Source organism: Streptomyces sp. NPDC001568 (genome assembly GCF_042893755.1).
In the GTDB taxonomy this organism is placed as follows: domain Bacteria; phylum Actinomycetota; class Actinomycetes; order Streptomycetales; family Streptomycetaceae; genus Streptomyces.
This window is the reverse complement of the sequence record NZ_JBIAVF010000044.1, coordinates 1-13687: the sequence shown is the minus strand read 5'-3', so window position 1 is coordinate 13687 and position 13687 is coordinate 1. Positions and strand designations below refer to the sequence as shown.

Here is a 13687-nt window from a genome sequence, read left to right as displayed (position 1 = left end):
GTCGAAAGGTCGTTGCCGAAGGACGCCGTCTCCGAAGTGAAACGGTCACCCGTCAGCTGCATACCGTCACCCGAATCACCCGCGAAACGGATGATGACGTGGTCGACGCGGCGGACCTCGGATCGCGTCGGCACGTCAGCCGTTCTGTTCTTCGCGCCGCAGCTCCGGCGCGTGCCGGTAGCCCATGATCAGGACGTCGCGCACGGCCGCCTTCGCCGGGTCCACGGGCAGGATCGGGCGGACCGCGTGGAGGACCTGGGCATCGGCCCAGTACATGGTGTCCATCTGCTCAGTGAGGCAGAACTCCGTGACGAGTTCCCGGTCGAGGTCATAGACCTGCGATTCGCCGCCGCGGGCGTTGAAGCGGCCCATCAGGTGGATGACGCCGAAGTCGACCTCGTCGCGGTGCGGGCCCTCAGGGGTCGGCTCGCCGGTCTCGTCGGGGGTGCTGATGATGCGGAACTGGTGGCACTGGACGTCCCACGGGTCGTCGCGCCAGGCGTCCTCGGGGACCGGGAACGTCTCGAAGTCGGACCGCAGGAGCCGGGTGAGGAGCGGGTTGGCCAGGGTGGTGCGGCTGAGGGGCGCCACGTCGCGGTCGATGCCGCCGGCGTAGTCGTTGGCCCCCATCGACTGGAAGTAGGGGCGGTGGGGGCGCAGCCGGACCTCGCCGGTGCGGGGGACGAAGAAGAACCGGTCGTAGCGGCGTTCGCGGAAGCGGGACCCGCCCTTCAGGTACTGGTCCGTCTCCAGGTTCTCCCATTCGGCGGCCAATTCCTTGACGTGCTGACGCAATTCGGTATCGATGACGAGCCGGTCGGCCGGCATCAGGGAATATCCGTTGGTCCGAAGTTCTTCCCGTGCTGCGTTCTGCATTGTTGGCTCCTCCGTGCCGGAACTCACGCACTCCTGCTTCCCGAGGTTCCCACAGGGCTGCTGACGCTGAACTGACAGGGTGGTCGGGTCAGGGGGACGTCAGCCGGTGGTCACACCGCCTGTGCTTCACTCGGCCGGTATGACGGAACAATTGGTGTCCTCGCCCGGATCGGAACGCCGATCGATTCTCGAAGAAATCGTCGTGTCGGAATTCAAGGCCGCGCTGCTCATGCCCGACGACGAGGAGCTGCCGCTGGACGAGAGCTTCTTCGAGCTGGGGATGACGTCCTTGCTGCTGACACTGGTGAAGCAGCGGCTGGAGGAGCGGCTGGGACGGGGCATCAGCAGTACGGCGCTGTTCAACCAGCCGACCGTCGAGCGGTTGACGGACCACCTGGCCTCCGAAGTGCTGGCCGACATCTTCGACGTGAACTGAGAGAGGCGGCCGCCATGCCGGAAACGCCGGGATCCCCGAAAGCATCGAAACCACAGAACGATCCTCGAGGAAATCCGGATCCGGACGTTCTGGAAAGGCTCGAAGCGGCGGAGGAGACGGTCCGCCGACAGAACACCGAGATCGGCCGATTCCTGCAGGAGAAGCACGAGCCGATCGCGGTCGTCGGCATCGGGATGCGATTTCCCGGTGGGAACGATTCCCTTTCCGCGCTGGATTCCTTCCTGCGGGACGGCCGTTCCGGTATCGGGCCGCTGCCGCGCGACCGGTGGGTTCCCGAAGTGGCCGACGGCGACATCACGGCGACGGCCGGTGGTTTCCTCGACCGCATCGACGAATTCGACGCCCAGTTCTTCAACATTCCGCCCAAGCAGGCCCCTTTCATCGATCCGCAGCAGCGGCTGCTGCTGGAGACGGTGTGGCAGGCCCTGGAGGACGCCAACATCGATCCGGCCGGCCTGCGGCACGGCGACGGCGGCGTTTACGTGGGGGCTTCGCCGCTCGACTTCGCGCTGGAGCTGGAGGGGTTGTCCGACGAGCAACTGGACGGGAGCCTGACGACCGGGCTCGGCGGCTATTCCATGTCCGGGCGGCTCTCGTACTTCCTGGGCTGGCGCGGTCCGAGCCTGACGACGGACACCGCGTGCGCGGCGTCGCTGACCGCGCTGCACCTGGCGGTGGAGGGGCTGCGGCGCCGCGAGTGCGGGATCGCGTTGTGCGCCGCGGTGAACGCGCTGCACAACCCGCGCTCGTTCGTGATCCTCTCGCACGGTCAGATGCTGGCTCCCGACGGGCACTGCAAGACCTTCGACGACAGCGCCGACGGGTACGCGCGCGCCGAGGGCTGCGGGGCGCTGGTGCTGAAGCGACTGTCGGACGCGCTGGCGGACGGTGACACGGTCCTGGCGCTGGTCCGGGGCACGGCGATCGGGCAGGACGGCGAGAGCGCGGGGCTCAGCGCGCCCAACGGGACGGCGCAGGAGGCCGTGATGCGGGCGGCGCTGGCCAACGCGCGGCTGGAGCCGGGCGACATCCAGTACGTGGAGGCGCACGGGACGGGCACGCCGCTGGGCGACCCGATCGAGCTGGGGTCGGTGAACGGGGTGTTCGGTGCCTCGCACGACGCGGAGCACCCGCTGACGATCGGCTCCCTGAAGGCCAACATCGGGCACATGGAGCCCGCTGCCGGGCTGGGTGCGGTGCTCAAGGTGATCACGCAGATGCGGGCGGGGGTGTTCTTCCCGCACGTGTGGCGGAACCTGTCCGGGCGGATCCCCTGGGAGACCTACCCGATCACGGTGGCGACGGAGCAGCGGCCGTGGGAGGCTCCGGTGCGCCGGGCCACCGTCAACGGTTTCGGGGTCGCCGGGGCCATCGCGGTGGCGGTCCTGGAGGAGGCTCCGCCGGCCGGAGCCGGAGCGAGCCCGCGGGAACCGGCGGTCGACGCCGCGGAGCGCGCCGCGCCCGGCCAGGTGTTCACCCTGTCGGCGAAGTCCCGGCCGGCGTTGCGGTTGCAGGCCGAGCGGTACGCGCGTTTCCTCGCCGAGCACCCCGGTACCTCCCTGGCGGACCTGTGCCGGACCCGGGCCACGGCCCGTTCGCACTTCCGGTACCGGGTGGCGGCGGCCGTCGCGGACCCGGGTGGGCTGGCCGCTCACCTGGAGCGGTGGAGCGCTCCGCCGCGCGGGGAGGAGAAGCCGGACGCGTTCCGTAAGGTGGCGTTCCTGTTCACCGGCTCCGGTTCGCAGTACGTGGGCATGGGGCGGGCCCTGTACGGCCGCTTCCCGGTGTTCACCCGGTACGTGGACGAGTGCGACGCGCTCTTCGCGCCGCTGCTGGGGCGTTCCGTGGCCGCCGTCATGTTCGGCGAGGTGCCGGACGCCGAGGAGACCTTGGCCCGTACGTCCTTCACGCATGCGGCGCTGTTCACCCTGGAGTACGCGTTGGCCCGGCTGTGGCTGTCGTGGGGCGTGCGGCCCGCCGTGCTGATCGGGCACAGCGTCGGGGAGATCGTGGCGGCGACGGTGGCCGGAGTGTTCGCGCTCGCCGACGGGATCACCTTCCTCGCCGCGCGGTCCGCGCTGATCGAGTCGGTGTCGGATGCGGCGCCGGGCGGCATGGCGGCCGTCTCGGCGCCGGCGGACGAGGTACGGCCGCTGCTGAAGGTCTGGCCCGACCTGGCGGTCGCGGCGGTGAACGCCCCCGGGCAGTGCGTGATCTCGGGCGGTGAGCGGTCGCTGGCCGAGGCCGTCGAGGCGCTGCGCGGGCGGGAGTGGACGGTGACGCCGCTGCACGTGTCGGCGGCGTTCCACTCACCGCTGATGGCGGGGGTGTCGCAGCCGTTGGCCGAGGTGTTGGGCCGGATCTCCTTCCACGAGCCGAGGCTGCCGCTCGTGTCGAACCTGACGGGGCGGATCGCGTCGGCCGCGCAGCTGGCCGACCCCGCGTACTGGGTGCGGCACGTCAACGAGACGGTCGAGTTCGAGGCCGGGGCGCGTACCGTCGCCGAGCGCGGCCGGCACGTGTTCCTGGAGGTCGGGCCGTCGTCGGCGCTGACCTCGCTGGCCCGCCGCTGCGTACCGCAGGAGCAGCACCGTTGGCTGAGCTGCCTGCGGGCCAAGGACACCACCGGGGCCACGTTGGACGCCGCGTTGGCGGGTGCGTACGCGGCGGGGCTGAACATCGCCTGGGGCGAGGTGTACGCGGGCGGTCCTGGGCGGCGCATCCCGCTGCCGGGGTACGTCTTCGACCGGCGCGGCTACCGGCTGCCGGCCCGGCCGGCGGGGCGCGGGCCGACCGACGGGCACCCGCTGCTGGGCCGCGAGTCCGAACGGGGCGACGGGCAGCGGGAGTTCACGGCGCGGATCAGCGCGGGGCAGCCCGCGTACCTGGCGGACCACACGATCGGCGGCCGGGTGTTCATGCCGGCGGCCGGGTACCTGGAGCTGCTCCTCGCGGTGCAGGACGAGGTGTACGGCGACACCGGGCGGGCGGTGGAGGACGTGCGCTTCCACGAGGCGCTGTTCCTGACCGACCGGCCGACGCTGCTGCTGACCCGGGTGCGTCCCGGGCCCGGCGGCCGGCCGGCGGTGGAGGTGTCGAGCCGGTCCGCCGACGAGGCCGGCGGCGTGGAGCGGCTGCACGCGACGGCCCGGATCGCGGCGGAGCCCGACGCCGCCGGTGGGCTCGCGGGCCCGGGACGGGAACTGCTGGGGTTGGCCGGCGCGATGGAGGGCGAGGAGCCGTCACGGGTGTTGGACGGCGACGAGGTGCGGGCGGCGTACGCGCGGGCCGGCCTCGCGTACGGGCCGCAGTTCAGCCGGGCCCGCCGGGTGGCGGCGTACGGTCCGGACTTCGCGGTGGCGGAGCTGTCGGGTACGGGCGCCTCCCGGGCCGAGCACCTGCCGCCGCCGCTGTTGGACGGGGCGACGCACGCGCTGGCCGCGCTCACCGACGACGGGAACCGGTACGTGGCCACGAGCGTGGCCCGGCTGCGGGCCTTCAAGAAGCCGCGCGGGGAGCTGCTGCGCTCGGCCGCGCGGGTCGGGCGGGCCGCGGCGCCCGTCGAGGCCGCCGCCGGTGAGGCCGCCGACCCGGCGTTCACCCTGGACGTGCTGCTGTTGGACGGCGGGCCCGGCGCCGGCGCCGGCCGGCCGGTGATGGAGCTGTCCGGGATGGGCTTCACCCGGCTCCCGGACCGGCCGGCCCCGACCGCGGACGCCGAGCGCGAGGCGGAACGCGCGGCGGACGCCGCGCCGCTCGACCCGGCGGCGTTGGCGGCGGCCCCGCCGCGGGAACGGCACGGCGCGCTGGTCGCGCTGGTCCGGGCCACGGTGGCCGCGCTGCTCGCGATCGAGGACGCCGAGTACGTGGACACCCGGGCGGGCTTCCTGGAGCTCGGCGTGGACTCGCTGACGGCGATCGTGCTGAAGAGCCGGCTGGAGGCACGGCTGCGCGTACCGCTGCTCTCCTCGGTGGTCTTCGACCATCCGTCGGTGGAGGAACTCGCCGCGCACCTGGCCCACGTCCTCGCCCCGGAGCCCGTCCCGGCGGCGCGCCCGGGCCCGTGAAGGACCCCGGCGTGAACACGCCCACCGCACCATCCCACCCACCCACCCACCATACGAACGACATGACGGGGGCACCCATGGACGACGACACCCGTACGGAGGACCGGACCCTCGCGGCGCGCGCCGCGCTGCACGCCCGGACCCGGCCCGACCATCCGGCGGTGGTCTGCGAGGACCGCACGCTCACCTACGCCGAGCTGCACCGGGAGAGCAACCGGACCGCGCACGCGCTGCGGGCCGCGGGCCCGGCCACCGGCATGCGGGTGGGCTATCTGGGCCGGGAGTCGGAGCACTACTACGACCTGGCATTGGGCTGCGCGAAGAGCGGGGCGGTCCTGGTACCGGTCAACTCGCGGCTGACGGCCCGCGAGGTCGAGCACGTCCTGCGCGATTCGCAGGCCGGACTGCTCTTCGTGGAGCGGGAGTTCCGGGCGGTCGTCGATGGGCTGCGGTCGGCGCTGCCGGAGCTGCGTCAGGTCGTCGAGATGGACTCCGACGACCACGTGGCGGGCGGGTTCCTGGCGTGGAAGGCGGGCCGCCCGGACAGCGATCCGCCCGTCGCGGGCACGGCGGGATTCGACGACGCGGTGGCGCAGTTGTACACGAGCGGGACGACGGGCCTGCCGAAGGGCGTGGTGCTGGCGCAGCGGACCTTCTTCACGTTCATCGCGGACACCCGGGCGCAGGGCGTGGACTGGATCGACTGGCGGCCGCAGGACCGGGGGCTGAGTTGTTTCCCGGGCCTGCACACCTCGGGCTTCGGTTGGTTCATGCACTCGTTCAACGCCGGCGCCACCACCGTGATCATGCGTCAGTTCATCGCGGACGAGGCGACCCGGCTGATCGAACGGCACCGGATCACCACCCTGTGGGCGGCGCCCGCGATGCTACGGATGATGCTGACCGAGCGGGGCACGACGCGGGAGACCTTCCGGTCGCTGCGCAAGGTGGTCTACAGCGGTTCGCCGATCGACCGGGAGCTCCTGCTGACCTGCATCGACGTGCTGGGCTGCGAGCTGGCGCAGGGCTATTCGTCGGCGGAGGCGGGCAGTTTCGTGACCTGTCTGGCGCCGGAGGACCACACCCCGGACAGTCGGGTGCTGGCCTCGGCGGGACGGGCGTGTCCCGGCAACGAGGTGCGGATCCTGGACGGGGACGGCAACGAGCTGCCGCCGGGCGGGGTCGGCCGGGTCGTCATCAAGAGTCCGGCGCGTTTCCTCGGGTACTGGCGACTGCCGGAGGTGACGGCCGGGTCCCTGTCGGGCGAGTGGCTGTCCATGGGCGACATGGGGCACCTGGACGCCGACGGCTACCTGTTCCTGGTGGACCGGGTCAACGACACGATCATCGTCGCCGGCCAGAACATCTATCCGACCGAGGTCGAGAACGCGCTGCGCGAGCATCCGGCCGTCGAGGAGGTCTCGGTGTACGGGGTTCCGCACCCGCAGTGGGGCGAGGCGGTACGGGCCGCGGTGGTGCTGCGGCCGGGCGCCGAGGCCACGCCGCGGGACTTCCTGCGGTTCCTGAACGGCAGGATCGCCGGGTTCAAGATCCCCACGGGGTACGACCTGGTCGGCGCGCTGCCGCGCAATCCGACGGGCAAGGTGCTGCGGCGGGTGCTGCGGGAGCGGTTCGCCGCCCCGGCGGGCGACGCCGCCGCGCCGGCGGTGTAGCGGGCGTGGACGGGACCTCCGTACGGCCGGCCGCGCCGCCGGCGCCGCTGCCCGAGGTGCAGGGCGCGGCGCGGTGGCTGCATCCGGCCGACGCCGAACCGGACGCCGTGGTGCGGCTGTTCCTGTTGCACCACAGCGGGGGCGGCGCCTCGATGTACCGGGACTGGGCGGGGCTGCTGCCTTCGGTGGCCTGCCAGGCGGTGCAGTTGCCCGGGCGGCAGGAGCGGCGCCGGGAGGCTCCGTACACGCGGCTCGGTCCGCTGGCGCAGGCCCTGGCCCGGGTGGTGTCGGACGAGCTGGACGGGCGTCCGTACGCGGTGTTCGGCCACTCGATGGGGGCGCTGCTGGGGTACCGGCTGACGGTGGAGCTGGAGCGGCGCGGGCTGCCGCCGCCGGCGCTGCTCGCGGTGTCGGGCTGGGCGCCGGCCGGCTTCTCGGCGCCGGCCGTGCTGTCGGCGGATCCGCTGGAGGCGCTGCGGCTGCTGGGCGGGCTGCCGGCGGCGGTCGAGGACGATCCGGAGCAGCTGGCGGCGGCGGTCCGCGCGATGGGCGCGGACGCCGCGGTGTGCGCGGACCATCCGGACGACGGGGCAGCCGTGGGCTGTCCCGTCGTCGCGTACCGCGGGCGGGAGGATCCCCTCCTCGCGCCCGGGGCCATGCGGTCGTGGGCGGGGCGGACCCCGGAGTACCTGGGGTGCCGGACCTTCCCCGGGGACCACTTCTACCTGCGCTCCCACGCCCGCGCCCTCACGGCCGACCTGGCCCAGTTGCTGCCGCGGTACGCCGCGGGGCACTGAGCGGGCGGCGTACGGGCCGATGACGGCGGTCGGCCGATCCCCACGGCGATCCACCCCGGTCGGACCCGACCCGATGGGTCCGACCCGACCCGATCCGCTCCCGATCCCTCGACACCTCGATCACGGCGACCCAGGAGGTCCCCCATGCTCCCCCGACCCAACGAACTCCTCGCGCGGTACGTCGCGTTGTGGAACGAGACCGATGTGGCGCGCAGGCGCGAGAAGGTGGAGGCGCTGTACGCGCCGGACGCCGTCTACGTGTTCTACCGCAAGGATCCGATCCGCGGTCACGCGGCGATCCTCGACCAACTGGCGTACACGCACCAGGTGTACGGACCGATGGGCTACGAGTTCCGGTCGTCGAACAACGCCACCGGTCACCACGACGTCGTCCGCTTCAACTGGGTGATGGTGTCGGCGGCGACGGGCGAGATGGAGATGTCCGGTCAGGACATCGTCGTGCTCGCCCAGGACGGGCGAATTCAGGCCGACTACCAGTTCCACGACCGGATGCCCTCGGCGTTCGTCTACGACGACGGGTACGAGGAGCACGGCGTGGCGGTACGGGCGGCCCGGCCCCGCCGCACCGGTGTCGCGGGCCCCTGACGCGGGCCGGACCCGCACGCACCCCGGCCCCGCGGCATTCCCGTGCCGCGGGGCCGGTCGCGTGCCGGACGGTGCGTCAGCGTGCGGCGGCCGTCACGAAGGCCGGGCAGTACTGGCGCAGGACGAGCTCGGTGGTGGCGACGGCCATCCGGGCCGGGCCGTCACCGCCGAGGACCTCGCCGTTGGCCAGGAGGCCGCCGACGATGAGCATGAGCGTGTCCGCCAAGGCGTCCGGGTCGTCCGCGCCGGCTTGGGCACCTCGGTCGCGGAGCCAGTTGCGCAGGCCCTTGAGGTGCAGTTTCGCCTCCTGGCGGCCCGGGTGCCGCGGGTCGCGGAACTCACTGGAGGTGTTGTAGTAGATGCAGCCGTGGAAGTCCGGCTCCTGGACGCTGGCGTGGAAGAACTCCATCAGCGCCAGGATCTGACGGGCCGGATCGCCGCTGTGGGGGCCGGTGACCTCTTCGGCCCGTTCCCACCACTGGGCGTCGCTCTCGCGGAGCCAGGCCGCGATGAGTTCGTCCTTGCTGGCGAACTCCCGGTAGAGGAGGCTCTTGCCGACTCCGGTCGCGTCGATCACCTGCTGCATGCCGACGGCCCGGACCCCCTGTTCACCGAAGAGTTTGGCCGAGGCCTCCAGAATCCGCCGCCGCGTGCCTGGTGCCGGTGTGCGCGCCATGTCTGAACTCCTTCCCCTCTCCCCCGCGGATCCCAGCATACGTTTGACACAGGGGTTTCGGGGCGCTAGAAATGGACCGATCAGTCCGGGACTGATCGGTCCGTCATTCTTCCTGTTGCGCCCACCGCTTCCGACGACACTCCGATCGGAGTCTGATCATGACCGAGGCTTCCCCCACCTCCCCTCCTGTCGCACGGGCGTTACCGCCCACCCCCGCGGTCAAGAGCCTCCCGCTCCTGCTCCTGGTGGTGTGCGCCGTCCAGTTCCTCGACGCGATGGACATCGCGAGCATGGGCCCGGCCCTCCCCCTGGTCCAGGAGGACCTGGGAATGTCCACCTCCTCGCTGCAATGGGTGGTGTCCGCCTACGCGCTCGGCTTCGGCGGGTTCCTGCTGCTGGGCGGACGACTGGCGGATCTCTACAACCGCAAGAAGCTGCTGATCGGCTGGCTCGTGGTCTTCGTGGTCGCGAGCATCCTGGGCGGCATCGCCGACGACGGCGTGGTCCTGGTCGTCGCCCGTCTGCTCAAGGGCATCAGCGCCGGCATCACGGCGCCCGCCGCCATGGCGATCCTGCTCGACGCCTTCCGTGACGAGCAGTCACGCAACAAGGCGCTCGGCACCTTCCTCGCGGTCGCCTCGGCCGGTTACTCCCTCGGTCTGATCCTCGGTGGCCTGATGGCCGGCGTCTCCTGGCGGCTCGTGCTCTTCGCCCCCGCCGTCGCGGGCGTCCTGGTCGCCCTCCTCGCCGCCTCCGTGGTCCCGTCCCAGCAGGAGGCGGGCAAGCGGGGCAGCCTCGACATCCTCGGCGCCGTCACCGTGACGGCCGGCGCGGTGGCCCTGGTCTACGGGCTCAGCCGGGCCGCCAGCCACGGCTGGGGCGACGCGCAGACGATCGGCTCGCTCATCGCCGCCGCCGTCCTCTTCCCACTGTTCGCCGTGGTCGAGAGCCGGCACCCGGCCCCGCTGGTCCCGCTGTCCGTCTTCCGCAAGGCCGAGCTGACCCGCGCGCTGGTCGCCATGCTCTTCTTCGGCGCCTACGTCTCCTTCCAGTTCGTCCTGACCCTCTACTACCAGGAGCAGCTGGGCTGGTCGCCGCTCCAGGCCGGCCTCGCCTTCCTCCTCGGCGGGGTCCTGACCGCCGGCACCGCCCGCTACGGCGCCGCGCTGGTCACCAAGTACGGCGCCTGGCCCGTCGCGACCGGCGGCCTGGTCCTGTTGAGCATCGGCTACCTCGGCTGGGTCCTGCTGCTCGGTCAGGTCGACCCGCTGGTCACCCTCTTCGCCCAGCAGCTCCTCGGTGGCCTCGGCTTCGCCGCGGTCTACCCGGCGCTGAACATCGCCGCCGTCGGCACCGCGGCGCCGGACGAGCAGGGCCTGGTCTCGGGCCTGTTCAACGCCGGTGCGCAGATCGGCAACGGCGTGGTCATCGCGATCACCGCCACCGCGTTCTCCCTCTCCGCCGGCGGGGTCGCCCCCTACCGGGCCGGGCTGTGGACCGTCACGATCATCACCCTCTTCGTGACCGCCGTGACCCTGGCGGGCGCCGCCCGCCACCGCAAGTCCGCGACCGTCTGACCGAACCCGGGGGTGCCGCCGCGGCCGCGCCCCCGCCTCGAACGCCGTGCAACACGTCAGGCGCACCCATTGGATCCCCCGCATCCGGCGCCGGACGTGTTGCACGGCATCGTCGTATCCGCCCCCGGGCCCCCGCGCCACCGCGCCGGGTCCGGGGGTTTCATTGACACGCTCACACCTGACCAAGTACGGTCGGGACCGATCGGTCCACTAGGAATTGAGTCTCATTCCAACAGTGAATCGATCGACCGGCGCCACTGCACACGACACCGTTCTCTTTCCATCTCGCGGGGAGATGTTTGTGTTGCTGTTCTCAGTTCTGGGCTCCATGGAGATAATGAAGCACCGCGGCTCGGTACGCCTCGGCGGCGCCATGCAGCAGACGCTCCTCGCGTCCCTGCTCGCCGCCGGCGGATCGCTCCTCACGGTCGACGCCCTCATCCTCGAACTGTGGGGGACCACTCCCCCCGCGAAGGTCGAGAACGCCCTTCAGGCACAGGTCAGCAGGGTCCGCAGGACCCTGTCCGCCGTCGAGCCCGACCGCGAGGGATCCCGGGTGGTGACCAGCACCTCCGGCTACATGTTCCTCTTCGACCGGTGGGAACTCGACGCCTACTTATTCCTCGACACCGTGGACGCGATCCACGCGCGGACGGGAAACGACAGCCTTTCCGAGCACCGCCGGAACATCGCGGACCTCCGCGAAGGACTATCGCGCTGGCGCGGTCCGGTATTCGGTGGACTCGCGGGCGGACCCATCTGTCGGACGGCTTCCGCAAGATATCTGGAAGCGAGAAATTCCGCTTTGATTCTGCTCTACGATCTGGAACTCCGCACCGGCGGTCACGAGCGGATCCTCCCGGAGCTCACGGAGCTCTACTCGCGCAACCCCAACCACGAGCAGTTCTGCATGCTCCTCATGCGGGCCCTGTACCGCTCCGGCCGGCAGCTCGACGCCCTGACGGTGTACCGGCAGTGCCGGCACAACATGATCGAGTCCCAGGGCATCGAACCCTCCCCCGTCCTGAGCCAGTACGAGCGGGCGATCCTCACCCACGACCCGATGCTGCTCCAGAACGAGCCCTACTGGCCCGTTCCCGCGCTCGCGGCGAGCTAGGGACCGGCAACGGATGAGCGGCTCCGACGAAGGGGCCGACGCCGACCACTCCGGCGTCCTGCTCCTGATCGCCCACGGCAGCCGGGACCCGCGGCACGCGACGACCGTACGCGCCCTCACCCGCCGCATCCGGTCGATGCGGCCCGGACTGCGCGTGAGCGCCGCCTTCCTCGACTTCGAACCGCCCTCGGTCAGCGAGGAGTTGGCGCGGATGGCCCTGCACGGCGCACGGCGGGTGGTGGCCCAGCCCCTGCTCCTGACCCGCGCCTTCCACGCCCGGACCGACCTCCCCCGCGCCCTGGGCGAGGCGCCACCGGCCCTCTCCGTACGACGGGCCGACGTGCTCGGGCCGCACGCCCTGCTGACCGCCGCGCTCGAACGCCGGCTGGCCGAGGCGGGCCTGGAGCCCGGCGACCGGGCCGCGACCTCCGTGGTGCTCGCCTGCGCGGGCACCACCGACCCGCGGGCCGCCGCGGCGCTCGCCGCGATCGCCGCGCAGTGGCGGCGCACCGGCTGGTACGACGTACGCCCCGCCTTCGCCTCCGGCGGCGCCTTCCCCCCTACGGGGGACGCCGTACGGGCACTGCGCGACGCCGGCGCCCGACGGATCGCGGTGGCCCCGTACGTACTGGCCCCGGGCCGGCTGCCGGACCGGATCGCGCTCGGCGCCGCCGAGGGCGGCGCGGACGTCGTGGGCGCCGTGCTCGGCGCGGCCCCGGAACTCGCCCGGCTCGTCCTGCGCCGCTACGACGCGACCGTGCGCACCCCGGCCCTGACGAGCTGAAGCGCGCCTCCCGCTCCGCCCGCGACGGGTCAACCACCGCCATTGCGGGAGGACTTGATGGCCACCCTGCGGCCTCGGCCGGGAGCAGTGGGCGGCGCGGGCAGCAGGCCGCGGCGGCGGAGCATGCGGCGCTCGACCGGGCTGAACACCAGCAGGTCGACGGCGATGCCGACCAGCAGGATCAGCCCGATGGCGAGGAAGATCCGCGCCATGTCGGAGGTCTCGCGCCCCGACTCCAGCAGTTGGCCGAGGCCGAGGCCGAGATCGGGGGAGCTGGCGATGATTTCGGCGGCCATCAGGGAGCGCCACGAGAAGGCCCAGCCCTGCTTCAGGCCGGCCAGGTAGCCGGGGAACGCGGCCGGCATCACGATGTGCCGGGCGCCGCGCAGGCCGGAGGCACCGAGGGAACGGCCGGCCCGCAGGTACAGCGGGGGGACCTGGTCGATCCCGGAGACGAGGCCGTTGGCGATGGAGGGGGTGGCTCCGAGCAGGATGACGGCGTACATCATCGAGTTGTCCAGGCCGAGCCACAGGACCGCCGGCGGCACCCAGGCCACCGAGGGCAGGGACTGGAGTCCGGACAGGACGGGGCCGATCGCGGCGCGCACCGTGCGGACCCGGGAGACCAGCAGGCCGAGCGGGGTGCCGATGGCCAGGGCCAGCAGGAAGCCGGACAGGCCGCGCCAGACGCTGGTCCAGACGACGTCCAGGAGGGTGCCGCGCAGCCACAGGTCGACCAGGCTGTCCCACACCGCGGCGGGCGGCGGCAGCATGTAGTCGTCGGTGACCTGCGCCAGGGCGAGTACCTGCCACACCGTCAGGACCAGCAGGACGGCGACGAGGGGCGGCAGGGCCTTGCCGAGCAGGATCCGGCGCAGCGGGACGCGGGCGGCCTGGTGGGTGTCGAGGGCGTCCAGCCCGGCCAGTTCGTTCGCCCCGGGTCGGGGCCTGAGGTCAGTGCCGGCCATGGCGGCGGATCTCCCCACGCAGGTGTTCGGTGATCTCAAGGGACAGTTCGGCGACGTCCGCGTCCTCGATGCGGCGCGGCTGCGGGATG

The 13687-nt window shown here is 72.3% G+C and carries 11 protein-coding genes and 1 pseudogene; 8 read left to right on the top strand and 4 right to left on the bottom strand.

Going from position 1 to position 13687, the window contains the following annotated elements; all coding sequences use genetic code 11:
• Nucleotides 1–135: 135 nt before the first annotated feature.
• Nucleotides 136–876, bottom strand: coding sequence for a 2OG-Fe dioxygenase family protein (locus tag ACFY0I_RS39780; RefSeq protein ID WP_388904707.1), 741 nt, complete (start codon nucleotides 874–876; stop codon nucleotides 136–138).
• Between the two features lie 202 nt (nucleotides 877–1078).
• Between ACFY0I_RS39780 and ACFY0I_RS39775 the strand changes: the two genes are divergently transcribed.
• The 5 genes from ACFY0I_RS39775 to ACFY0I_RS39755 all read left to right on the top strand — a co-directional run bounded on the left by ACFY0I_RS39775 (nucleotide 1079) and on the right by ACFY0I_RS39755 (nucleotide 8476).
• Nucleotides 1079–1312 (top strand): acyl carrier protein, encoded by a 234-nt coding sequence (locus tag ACFY0I_RS39775; protein ID WP_388904706.1) that lies wholly within the window; start codon nucleotides 1079–1081, stop codon nucleotides 1310–1312.
• Between the two features lie 14 nt (nucleotides 1313–1326).
• On the top strand, nucleotides 1327–5400 hold the full coding sequence (locus ACFY0I_RS39770; protein ID WP_388904705.1) for a type I polyketide synthase: 4074 nt from the start codon (nucleotides 1327–1329) through the stop codon (nucleotides 5398–5400).
• A gap of 62 nt (nucleotides 5401–5462) precedes the next feature.
• The gene (locus ACFY0I_RS39765; protein WP_388904703.1) at nucleotides 5463–7073 is read left to right on the top strand and encodes a long-chain-fatty-acid--CoA ligase; all 1611 of its coding nucleotides are present in this window, start codon (nucleotides 5463–5465) and stop codon (nucleotides 7071–7073) included.
• A 5-nt stretch (nucleotides 7074–7078) separates the two neighbouring features.
• On the top strand, nucleotides 7079–7870 hold the full coding sequence (locus ACFY0I_RS39760; RefSeq protein ID WP_388904702.1) for a thioesterase II family protein: 792 nt from the start codon (nucleotides 7079–7081) through the stop codon (nucleotides 7868–7870).
• A gap of 144 nt (nucleotides 7871–8014) precedes the next feature.
• Nucleotides 8015–8476 (top strand): nuclear transport factor 2 family protein, encoded by a 462-nt coding sequence (locus ACFY0I_RS39755; RefSeq protein WP_388904700.1) that lies wholly within the window; start codon nucleotides 8015–8017, stop codon nucleotides 8474–8476.
• A 76-nt stretch (nucleotides 8477–8552) separates the two neighbouring features.
• On the opposite strand, the gene ACFY0I_RS39750 is transcribed toward ACFY0I_RS39755, so the two are convergent.
• The gene (locus ACFY0I_RS39750; protein WP_388904698.1) at nucleotides 8553–9152 is read right to left on the bottom strand and encodes a TetR/AcrR family transcriptional regulator; all 600 of its coding nucleotides are present in this window, start codon (nucleotides 9150–9152) and stop codon (nucleotides 8553–8555) included.
• 158 nt (nucleotides 9153–9310) lie between these two features.
• Here ACFY0I_RS39750 and ACFY0I_RS39745 point away from each other — a divergent pair, with 158 nt between their 5' ends.
• From ACFY0I_RS39745 to ACFY0I_RS39735, 3 genes are all read left to right on the top strand, one after another.
• Nucleotides 9311–10729, top strand: a complete 1419-nt coding sequence (locus tag ACFY0I_RS39745) for an MFS transporter (protein WP_388904697.1) — start codon at nucleotides 9311–9313, stop codon at nucleotides 10727–10729.
• A gap of 328 nt (nucleotides 10730–11057) precedes the next feature.
• Nucleotides 11058–11846, top strand: a complete 789-nt coding sequence (locus ACFY0I_RS39740) for a BTAD domain-containing putative transcriptional regulator (RefSeq protein ID WP_388904696.1) — start codon at nucleotides 11058–11060, stop codon at nucleotides 11844–11846.
• A 13-nt stretch (nucleotides 11847–11859) separates the two neighbouring features.
• Nucleotides 11860–12630 carry a sirohydrochlorin chelatase gene (locus tag ACFY0I_RS39735; RefSeq protein ID WP_388904695.1) on the top strand — a complete coding sequence of 257 codons (771 nt, stop codon included), beginning with the start codon at nucleotides 11860–11862 and terminating at the stop codon, nucleotides 12628–12630.
• A gap of 29 nt (nucleotides 12631–12659) precedes the next feature.
• Here the strand turns inward: ACFY0I_RS39735 and ACFY0I_RS39730 are convergent, their stop codons facing one another.
• Nucleotides 12660–13598 (bottom strand): ABC transporter permease, encoded by a 939-nt coding sequence (locus tag ACFY0I_RS39730; protein WP_388904694.1) that lies wholly within the window; start codon nucleotides 13596–13598, stop codon nucleotides 12660–12662.
• Nucleotides 13585–13687 (bottom strand): annotated as a pseudogene (locus ACFY0I_RS39725) (ABC transporter ATP-binding protein); the annotation flags it as partial. The pseudogene ACFY0I_RS39725 and the gene ACFY0I_RS39730, both read right to left, overlap by 14 nt.

Coding starts and splice junctions, on each gene's coding strand:
- ACFY0I_RS39780 (WP_388904707.1), bottom strand. CDS start 876: ATGCAGAACGCAGCACGGGAAGAACTTCGGACCAACGGATATTCCCTG.
- ACFY0I_RS39770 (WP_388904705.1), top strand. CDS start 1,327: ATGCCGGAAACGCCGGGATCCCCGAAAGCATCGAAACCACAGAACGAT.
- ACFY0I_RS39765 (WP_388904703.1), top strand. CDS start 5,463: ATGACGGGGGCACCCATGGACGACGACACCCGTACGGAGGACCGGACC.
- ACFY0I_RS39755 (WP_388904700.1), top strand. CDS start 8,015: ATGCTCCCCCGACCCAACGAACTCCTCGCGCGGTACGTCGCGTTGTGG.
- ACFY0I_RS39750 (WP_388904698.1), bottom strand. CDS start 9,152: ATGGCGCGCACACCGGCACCAGGCACGCGGCGGCGGATTCTGGAGGCC.
- ACFY0I_RS39745 (WP_388904697.1), top strand. CDS start 9,311: ATGACCGAGGCTTCCCCCACCTCCCCTCCTGTCGCACGGGCGTTACCG.
- ACFY0I_RS39740 (WP_388904696.1), top strand. CDS start 11,058: ATGGAGATAATGAAGCACCGCGGCTCGGTACGCCTCGGCGGCGCCATG.
- ACFY0I_RS39735 (WP_388904695.1), top strand. CDS start 11,860: ATGAGCGGCTCCGACGAAGGGGCCGACGCCGACCACTCCGGCGTCCTG.
- ACFY0I_RS39730 (WP_388904694.1), bottom strand. CDS start 13,598: ATGGCCGGCACTGACCTCAGGCCCCGACCCGGGGCGAACGAACTGGCC.